Annotated in this window: 10 protein-coding genes; 9 read left to right on the top strand and 1 reads right to left on the bottom strand. The window is 41.6% G+C overall.

The genetic code is table 11. The features are described from left to right. Positions 1-88: 88 nt before the first annotated feature. Positions 89-1,492: a T9SS type A sorting domain-containing protein gene (locus tag WC614_08340; GenBank protein ID MFA5033013.1), complete on the bottom strand. Its 1,404-nt coding sequence runs from the start codon at positions 1,490-1,492 to the stop codon at positions 89-91. Between the two features lie 531 nt (positions 1,493-2,023). On the opposite strand from WC614_08340, the gene WC614_08335 reads away from it, so the two are divergent. From WC614_08335 to WC614_08295, 9 genes are all read left to right on the top strand, one after another. Next, positions 2,024-2,194, top strand: a complete 171-nt coding sequence (locus WC614_08335) for a hypothetical protein (protein MFA5033012.1) — start codon at positions 2,024-2,026, stop codon at positions 2,192-2,194. Positions 2,195-2,348: 154 nt separating this feature from the next. After that, positions 2,349-3,266, top strand: coding sequence for a C1 family peptidase (locus WC614_08330; protein ID MFA5033011.1), 918 nt, complete (start codon positions 2,349-2,351; stop codon positions 3,264-3,266). A 138-nt stretch (positions 3,267-3,404) separates the two neighbouring features. Beyond that, positions 3,405-3,803 (top strand): hypothetical protein, encoded by a 399-nt coding sequence (locus WC614_08325; GenBank protein MFA5033010.1) that lies wholly within the window; start codon positions 3,405-3,407, stop codon positions 3,801-3,803. Between the two features lie 115 nt (positions 3,804-3,918). Then, positions 3,919-4,113, top strand: coding sequence for a hypothetical protein (locus WC614_08320; GenBank protein MFA5033009.1), 195 nt, complete (start codon positions 3,919-3,921; stop codon positions 4,111-4,113). A gap of 78 nt (positions 4,114-4,191) precedes the next feature. After that, positions 4,192-4,362 (top strand): hypothetical protein, encoded by a 171-nt coding sequence (locus tag WC614_08315; GenBank protein MFA5033008.1) that lies wholly within the window; start codon positions 4,192-4,194, stop codon positions 4,360-4,362. Continuing rightward, the gene (locus tag WC614_08310) at positions 4,292-5,350 is read left to right on the top strand and encodes a radical SAM protein (GenBank protein ID MFA5033007.1); all 1,059 of its coding nucleotides are present in this window, start codon (positions 4,292-4,294) and stop codon (positions 5,348-5,350) included. The genes WC614_08315 and WC614_08310 overlap by 71 nt, the downstream gene beginning before the upstream one ends. 35 nt (positions 5,351-5,385) lie before the next feature. Beyond that, positions 5,386-5,532, top strand: coding sequence for a hypothetical protein (locus WC614_08305; protein MFA5033006.1), 147 nt, complete (start codon positions 5,386-5,388; stop codon positions 5,530-5,532). Positions 5,533-5,611: 79 nt separating this feature from the next. Further along, positions 5,612-7,252, top strand: a complete 1,641-nt coding sequence (locus WC614_08300) for an ABC transporter ATP-binding protein (protein ID MFA5033005.1) — start codon at positions 5,612-5,614, stop codon at positions 7,250-7,252. Positions 7,253-7,385: 133 nt separating this feature from the next. Beyond that, positions 7,386-9,374: a radical SAM protein gene (locus WC614_08295; GenBank protein MFA5033004.1), complete on the top strand. Its 1,989-nt coding sequence runs from the start codon at positions 7,386-7,388 to the stop codon at positions 9,372-9,374. Positions 9,375-9,387: the final 13 nt, after the last annotated feature.

Here is a 9,387-nt window from a genome sequence, read left to right as displayed (position 1 = left end):
GCGAATAAGTTTGTTGCGAATAATATTCCTGTAAATAATATGGGTAGGTGGGAGCACGTGCTCCCACCTCTACCCTGTGTTTTGTTTATCATTTTAGTAGTACTAACTTCTTTGTTATTTTAATTATATTAGATTCTTCCCCTTCACTACGTTCAGTGTCAGAATGACAAACTGCCGTTAATTGCACAAAATATATTCCACTCTTTTTTATGTTTGGCGTGAAGGTATAATCGCCTTTGGATAGTGTACCGGAATAGACAGTGCTTTTAAGTCTACCCGTTAAATCGTAAATCGTTATTAGGACATTAGGGTAATAGTCATTCGGGACAGAGAGGGAAATTTTATTTTTTATTACTTCCAAATTAAATCCCGTCTTGGCGGGATTTAATTTCTCTTCTTCTACTCCAATCTCAAAATAAGCAGCTTTTTTCAAATGTTTATTCGTAAAATCGTAATAGACTACTGCCGTTCCCCCAAAGAAACTTACTCCGGAAGGATACCCTCCCACATCTCCTGCAGTGTCTGCTATTCCCCAGTTAAGCATTTTTAAATCTCCGTTAGTTTTGTCGTAATAGCACAAATCGCTAAAGTATCCATTACGTCCGAAATTAGCAAACAACCCTACATCGCCGGTCGTATCTCTTTTATAAAATTGCCAATTTAAACTGTCTTTATTTTTCCAAGTTTCTTTTAAGTCTCCATTTGTTTCATCGTAATAATCTATTCTGGTCCACCATGAAGAAAAAGATATAAAACTGTATTTTCCAACATCTCCCGCCGTATCCGCTTTTTCAATTTGCCAGTTTGTTCCGTTATATTTGGCTAATTTCAAATCTCCATTAGTGCTGTCATAATAACTAATAGTGATTGTATCCGCATATCCATCTATAGAGTTATATTTTCCAACATCTCCGGCAGTATCTATTTTTTGAATGCTCCACGCAGAATCTTTAAAATAAGCCAACTTCAAATCCCCGTTAATCGCATCATAATAACTTATATAAGGTGTTTTATTTAACGTATCCACGTAAATCGAAGTGAATTGACCAACATCTCCTGCGCTGTCTATAATGGATAATTTAAAGGTGTCGGATAAATAACTCTTTCTCCATGCGCATTTCAAGTCTCCATTAGTAACATCGTAGTAACCAATCAAAATACTTTCTTTAATCGGGAGTCCTGAAGAATCATTCCATGCCGTAGTTGAAGTAAATCTTCCAACGTCTCCCGTACTGTCTACAACTATAGGGGATAGGCTATTCCAGAATGCGCCTATATCATTAATAAATTTAAGATTGCCATTAGTTTCATCGTAATAACTTGCGGCAAACCCGGAATCGGAAAAATAGTCGTGAAATATACCGGCACAATGTGCACACAAAGATGTGTATTTTCCGACATCTCCACTGCTATCTATCGTTTGAGTCATCATAGCATAACTTATTTTTGTGAAGATAATTAACCATAAAGCAATCAGACAGAATTTTTTCATATTTCTCCTTTTCTATTTTTGAAGAAGACACTTACTATATACTTTCATTTTACTGTTTTGGCAAGTTTTTTTTGGGGTTTATTGCAGGCTGCAAAGAAGGAGAGACAGAAATCTTTGGAAAGGGCATATTATTGTAGGGGTGGGGGGGGAACTATAAGTCGTCCCTACAGAGAAAAATTTTTCCGATGTGGATAAATGCAAAGGAATCTGAGAATATTACAAGAAATCTTAGAATTTTACTATGAATTTTTCTTGCAAAAAAATACACATATATTTAAAATGCGCGGAGTTAGTTAATTAGTTAATAGGGTATTAGGGTATTAGTTAATAGGGTACCCAGCTATGCTGGATAAGAATCTCTAAAGGCTAAAGCCTAAGAGTTTCTAATTAGTTAATAGGGGAATTAGTTAATCGTAGAATAAGGCTAAAAAGGGGCCTTTGGAGTTTTCCCCGGTGAAGCCGGGGGAAGTTAGTTAATAGTTATTAGGATATTAGTTAATAGGGGGAAAAAAGATAGCATATCCATGCCTAATGGCGGGCGGGGATTTTGGGTTGGGGAATTTGGAGTGCGGAGTAACGGATTGGGGATGTGTCCAGCCACAGCTGAGCTGGACAAGTTGGAGTCCCGCGGAGCGGGATACCCAGCATAGCTGGATAAGAAACTCTAATGGCATTGCCAAAGAGTTTCTAAGCAATCTCTAATCCAGCCCAGCTGAGCTGGATAACCAGTCTCTCCAGTAAAAGATGCTGGACTATAGTAATGCTTTCAGCAAAGAGACTGTAACATAGCTGGAAAGAGCTTGACTATAATGTTTCTGATGAAACAAACTCCAACTAAAAAAGAGGAGGTAGGATTATGGATAAGGGATTTGAGAATGCAGGACTTGGATGGTTGCCGGATTATCCCGATTTCAGGGATGCTACGGTAGACCACGATAAAGTCTCATCAAAGCTTAAAGCTTTGGGACAGAAAGATTCGGTCAAAGAGATGCTTACAAAAATAGGCGTCTACAAAACCGGGAAACTTACATTACCGGCAACGGTAGATTTAAGGCCGTGGTGTTCGCCGATAGAAGACCAGGGGTCGCTCGGGTCTTGCACCGCGAATGCGGGTGTAGGTTTGGTAGAGTATTTCGAGAGAAGGGCGTTCGGGAAACACATAGACGCGTCAAGGCTTTTTCTTTACAAGACGACGCGAAACACATTAAACTGGACCGGCGACACGGGAGCATTCATACGGAGCACAATGGGGTCGTTGGTGTTGTTCGGGGTTCCGCCGGAGGAACACTGGAAATATAAGATTGCGGATTTCGACAAAGAGCCGTCGGCTTTTTGTTATGCATTTGCGCAGAATTACCAGGCGTTAACTTATTACCGGCTTGACCCGGCAGGCACGACAAAAGCGGATTTGTTGGCTCGGATAAAGACGTATATTTCAGCGGGGTTGCCGTCTATGTTTGGGTTTACGGTATACAGTTCGTATACGCAAGCGGACAAGACGGGGAAAATACCGTTTCCGACAGCGGGCGAGAAGACAGTCGGGGGGCATGCGATAATGGCGGTTGGTTATGATGATGATATGAAGATAAAGAACACGAATGGGAAAGCGGTGGAGACGAAAGGAGCGATACTGATAAGGAATTCGTGGGGAACGGGATGGGGAAGCAGTGGTTACGGATGGTTGCCGTATGAGTATGTGATGAAAGGATTGGCAGTTGACTGGTGGTCGTTATTGAAGAACGAGTGGGTAGAGACGGGAGCGTTCAAAGCTTGATTTTTAAGGTATTCGAGGGATGCAAAGGCGTTGCCTTTGCATCCCTTTCGGGACAAAGAATCGTTTTTTAGTTCGGTGGGGGCGGTTGCTTTGATTGTAAAAACACCGGATATATGAGGGAAAAAAGGAGAGGGAAATATGGCTACAATTTCGAACGCGAATCTTGCTATAACGCATTCACATAGCAAGAACACTGCAAGATGTGTTGTAACTTGCAGGATAAATTTTACCACGTATGAAGTAAACCAGATGAAAGAGGGGCTTCGGTTCAGGGTGGATTGTAAGTTGTGGGGAGAGGATTTGGGGCAGGGAAACTGGTTAGACCCGGATGATTATATTTATACATACGGTTCGAAATACTTACCTGATGCGAGTCCGACAAATCCCGAGAGTCTGACTTTTGATGTAACGGTAGGCGAGAGTCTTGTGAACGAGGATACGTTTACGGATGAGATTTACGGGCAAATAACGCTAACGAATTTGTACACGTTGGTGAAAGTAAAAGTAAAGACAAACGTTGTCACACATAGTTTTTAAGAAGCAAAATATTTGTGGTAAACGGGGCTGTCGATAGACAGCCCCGTTTGAAACAAAAAATGGAAAAGATAAATATTTCAAAGAAGGCGAGTTGGGTGGAGAGTGAGGGGGCGGTATGTATAAAGGTGGGGACGACGGAATTCAAACTGCCGGGGACAGGAGCGGAATATTTTGGGATGATAAGTCGGGGGTTGAGTTTAAAGGAAGTGGTTGGGAAGATGAGAGAGAAGTATCCGGAAGCGGCGGAGGAGTTGATAAAGAAGGATTATGTTTCGTTGTGCGGGACGCTGAAGGAGTTTGGGGTGATTGAGGGGGGAGGAAGGAGCATATCAGAGGATCAGAATATCAGTAGGCAGGATATCAGGTTATCAGAGAACCAGTGTGAGGAATGGAAAAGAGACAAGACACAAGAGGCAATAGACAAGGGAAAAAGAGAGGGGGAGGGGATAAAGATAGAAGTAAGGAATGGTGTGGGAGGGGAAACATTGATGGAGGAGAGTGGGAGGAGGGCGTTTTTGAAGAACGTGCCATTTTATCTGATATGGGATGTGACGTATAAGTGTCCGTTTGATTGTGTGCATTGTTATTTCAAGGGGCGGAGTAAAAGGGGAGAGATGGGAGTAGAGAAGTGCATAGAAATATTAAGTATCCTGAAAGAGCTTGGGGTTTATAAGATAGACTTTACGGGAGGGGAAGTTTTTAATAAAAGAGATGTGCAACGACTACTTATAGAATCTCGAAAGTTAGGTTTTTACGTATCGGTTCTTTCGAACGGGTTTCTTTTAAAACCGCAAGACATTGATTTGTTAAAGGATTATGACATTTTGGTTAAAGTAACTCCGTATGGATGTGACGAAGAAACTTGTCGCAGTATAACTCAATATACTGGCAAGGGGAACATACATAAGGCAGTAATGGAAAATCTTTCAAAGCTATATGAGAACGGAAACAGGTTTTTAATTAACGTTACTTTTTTGAAAGAGAATTTTCATCACTCGCGGGAGTTTTTAAATCTTTTTGAGCATTTTGGTCAGGAACCTCTTTTTAGTATGGAGTTATATTCGGGCGTTAGAGGTGGAAAGTATCCGTTGAGACATCAAGTTGTGAAAGAAGAAATAGAGAAATACAAAGATATTTTATCTATCCTAAAAGGGCGAGAAACATTTGAACCTATTTGCAGGGGAGGGCGTAATCTTTTTGCCATCAGACCAAACGGAGACGTACATCCCTGTTATAGATTACCTGTTAAAATAGCCAATATCACAGATACAAATTTTAAGGAGGTTTGGAAAAATCACAAAGTGTTGAAAAAAATAAGAGCTCTAAAAAAGGAAGATTTTAACAAATGTCTTAACTGCGAACTCAATTTAAGTTGTAATTTTTGTATAGCCAAAAACCTTGAAGAAACGGGAAGTTATAAAGAGCCATCACATCTTGCCTGTGCAGGGGCGAGCATACATAAAATATTAACGCAAGATAAAAAGAGCCAAAGCAGATATAAGGGGAAAGAATCGTTTGGAAGAAATGAAGAAAACAGAGACTGTTAAATAAAAGTCTCATAACAAAAAAGGAGGTGAAAAATATGAATAATTATGCAAGCCCAACAATAATAGTACAAAGAGGAGTAGTTGTTCCTCGTGTTATTGGTAAAGGTCCAGATGCTATTTGTTATCCTGTGGATTATACCAATGCTTGTAATGATGGAGGTAGTAAGCCACCTATAGCGTAGAAAATAAAGCATAACTATGCTATGGCCATAATAAGTTAGTAATAGAGCGTTATATCTGCTTTGGCTTGAAGGGAAATAGATGAAAAATTTAAAAGTAATAAGGGATTTGATTGTAGAATATAAAAAGCATTTTCTAATTCTTTTGTTTGTTTCTATAGTTTCTTACATATTAGTTTATATTAATCCGTTGATGATACGGTATTTGATTGACGAGGTGATTGCGAAGAGGGATTTGGGGATGTTGGGGAGATTTATTATTTTGGTTGTGGGGTTGAACGTGGGGCTCATTGTGTTTCGGTTTATGTCGCAGCGGCTGAACATAAAGATTGGGCTTACGGTGACGAATGATAAGCGGCAACAGTTATATAAGAAAATATTGAGGTTTAGTTATAAAGAAATAAGCGGGACGGAGGCGGGGGATTTGTTGTACCGGATTAACCAGGACGCGCACAGCATAATGGCGATTATTTCGCGGATTGCTTATTCGATTTTGAATTCGGTTCTATCGGTGGTTATTATGCTGGGGTTTATATTTTATTTGAACGTGAAGATTGGGATATTCATCGCTTGTATGATTCCGTTTTATGTATGGATTTCGTTTCATTATAATCGGGAAATCGGGTTGAAGACACAGAAACTTTTGAAACAATGGTCGAAGATTACGGAGTTTCTGAGGGAGACTTTGTCGGCGCTGTTGCCGATAAAGAAGATAAGTTGCGAAGAGGTTGTCGACGGACAGCACGTTGTTTTGTGCAACGAGTTGACGGAGACGTCGAGGGATTTGAGGAATACGGGCGTGAACGCGTCGAGTTTTTCGTCGGTTTTTTCGTTCCTTGGGAATGTGTTTGCGTTGGGCGTGGGAGGAGTTTTGGTGATACGGGGGAACTTTACGATGGGGTCGTTCGTGGCGATTTTTTCGTATGTGAACCAGTTTTTTGCGCCGCTGCAGAGCCTTGTGGAGAGCATTGTCGAGTTGAGCGAAAACGTTGCGTCGTGTGTGAGGGTGAAGGAAATTATGGAAAAGGAAGAAGAAGATTACAGTAAAGAGGGGTGTCAAATAAGGGGCGAGAGCATAGAGTTGAGGGGGGTGGATTTCAGTTATGGGAAGCATAGAGTATTGGAGGGGGCGAATCTGGCGTTGGGGAAGGGGAAGATTAACGTGATTGCGGGGAAGTCGGGCGCGGGAAAGAGTACGGTTTTTAATATGGTGTTGAGGTTTTTGGAGGCGGGGCGTGGGAGTGTTTATGTGGATGGGAAGGAGATAGGGGAATACAATCCGAAGTCGATACGGCAACAGATAGGAGTGGTGGAACAGGAGCCGTTTCTTTTTAATAATACGATAAGGTTTAATATTAGTTTGGGGAAGAATTATAAGGAAGAGGAAATAGAAAACGTGTGCCGGAAAGTGAATTTGTGGGGCACGATAGAGAAGAAAGAAAAGAAGTTGGAGTACGTCGTCGGGGCGGGCGGGGATTTTTTGTCGGTCGGGGAAAAGCAGAGGTTGGCGATAGCGCGGGCGCTCGTAAGGGGGGCGAAGGTGTTGCTGTTGGATGAGCCGACGTCGAACCTGGATGCGGAGTCGCGGAAGATATTATATAAAACGTTGACGGAGTTGAAGGAAGAGTTGCTGGTGGTTTTGATAACTCATAATTTTAATGAGCTGGTGGAAGGAGATGTGAATTTTTATACGCTGGAAGAAGGGAGGATTGGGGGGAGTTAATAGTATAATAGGATAATAGTTATTAGGGAAGAGGAAAGAAAAAAGAATAGGACATATAAGTCATATAGGACATACATATAAGACAAATAAAACAGACAAGAAAAAAACATATAGCCCCGGATATTCGGCAAGAATGAAAGTTAAGACGCTGCTTTTGTTTCCTCCGCAGTGGAGTCCGTTTATACCTTATTTGTCACTGCCCACGTTGACGGGGTTTTTGAGGCATCACGGGAAGGATTGTAAACAGGATGATTTGAACGTTCGGTTTTATCATTACGTTCTGAGAGATGAAATTTTGGATGAGTTGAAACCGCAAATTAATACCCTGATTAAAGAATACGAAACGAAAAATTATTTGACGTATGCGGAGCAACTTAGGTATGTCGATTTGGTGGGGGCGGCGGTGTCCATTGAGAAGATTTATGGGCAGGTGGAGAAGGCGAAAGAAGGATTGCTGGATAAAAAATTGTTTTTTGACGGGGAGGAATATTATAAAAATTACCTGATACTGGATACTTTTTTTTGTATACTGGGATCGGTTTATACGAACTGCAGAATGAATTTTGTGAGTTTCCCGACGTACGGAATTAAGTCGATTGCGGAACTGAAACGTATGACGGAGGATGATGCGTTTTTTACGATTTTGAAAAGATTTTATAGGGAGTATGCGGGCGAGATTTTTAAATACGAACCGGATATCGTTGGGATATCGATGGTTTGCAGGGAACAGTTTTTGCCTGCGATGATATTGTGCAGGGAGATAAAAAAACATTTGCCGGGAAGTCATATAATATTGGGTGGGAAACACATCGCGGATATAAGCGAAGATTTTTTCGAGCAGGCGGAGGTGTTTTGTTTTTTTGATTCGGTTTGTATAAGCGAAGGGGAGAATACGCTTTTGGGGGTTGTGGAGGCGTGGGAAGGTGTGGATGGAGAATCAAGGTCAGGAGACCTTTCCCACAAATTAAAGGGAAGCGACCAAACCTACCCGATGGGAGAGAAATTCCCGGGGCATAAAAGCCCCGGCTACCCGATAGATTTGAGAAACGTTGAAGGGGTTATGTTTCGTGATGAGAGGGGAAATGTCGTGAGGAATGAGGTGAAGAAATTTCCGGACATTGACAGGGTTCCGACGCCTGATTTTGGAGGGCTGCCGATGGAATTATATTTTATGGCGAAGAGTGTGATACCGCTTTCGGCGAGCCGGGCGTGTTACTGGAGGAAGTGTTCGTTTTGCGATGAGTGCAGTATTTATGGGCCATACAGGGGAAGGGGCGCGGAATTACTCGTAGACGACATAAAGAAATTAAAAGAAAATTTCGGGACGAATCTTTTTAGTTTTTGCGATGAGAGCATACCTGTTAACGTTATTCCTGCGATAGGGGATTTGGGGATTGAGTGGTATTCGTGCGCCAGAACGGATAAAAACATGGCAAGAGTGAAGATGCCCGACAACTGCAAGATGCTTATGTTTGGGTTGGAAACGGGGTCGCCGAGGGTTGCGCGTCTTATAAATAAGGGGACGAACATTGAAGACACGGAAAATATTTTGAAGGAAGTTCATAGGCGGGGAGTGTGGACGCATGGGTTCTTTTTTATGGGATTCCCGGGGGAGAGAGAAAAAGACAGGGGGATGACGTTTGACTTTATAAAGAGAAATTGTAACGTAATTGACAGCGTTGGAATTGCGAATTTTGTATTGGGAAGGTGGTCGGGGGTGGATAAAAATCCGGAGAAGTATAAAATAAAAATTAAAAAGAGCGAGGACATATTTCCGTATATTTTTGATTATGAGGGGGCGGGAAAAGCGCCTAAAAATTATTTGGAAAAAGAGCGGATTGAATTTACAAAACAGGTGTCTAAGTACGCGAGGGTGATAAATCGGGAGCATCTTTTTTTGTGGTTATGTGAATATAAAGATAAGCGGTACGTAAAAAAATTAATACGCAAAATTCAAGCGCCGAGAAGTTATTCCGGAGTGCGGGAGTTGAAATTTAACACGGATGAAATTATGCAAAACGTTGCGAGGGGGGACAAGACGGCGGTTTTTGCGAGGGGGATAAAAAAGAAAATAAAGGTAGAGGTAAGGTATAATGTGGCGAGGTTTTATTTTGTGGGATAGAAATACGACGTTG

Source organism: bacterium, assembly GCA_041649255.1.
Lineage (GTDB): Bacteria > Hydrothermota > UBA3073 > JACQXS01 > JAQTXJ01 > JAQTXJ01.
This window is presented reverse-complemented; position numbering and strand designations above follow the sequence as displayed.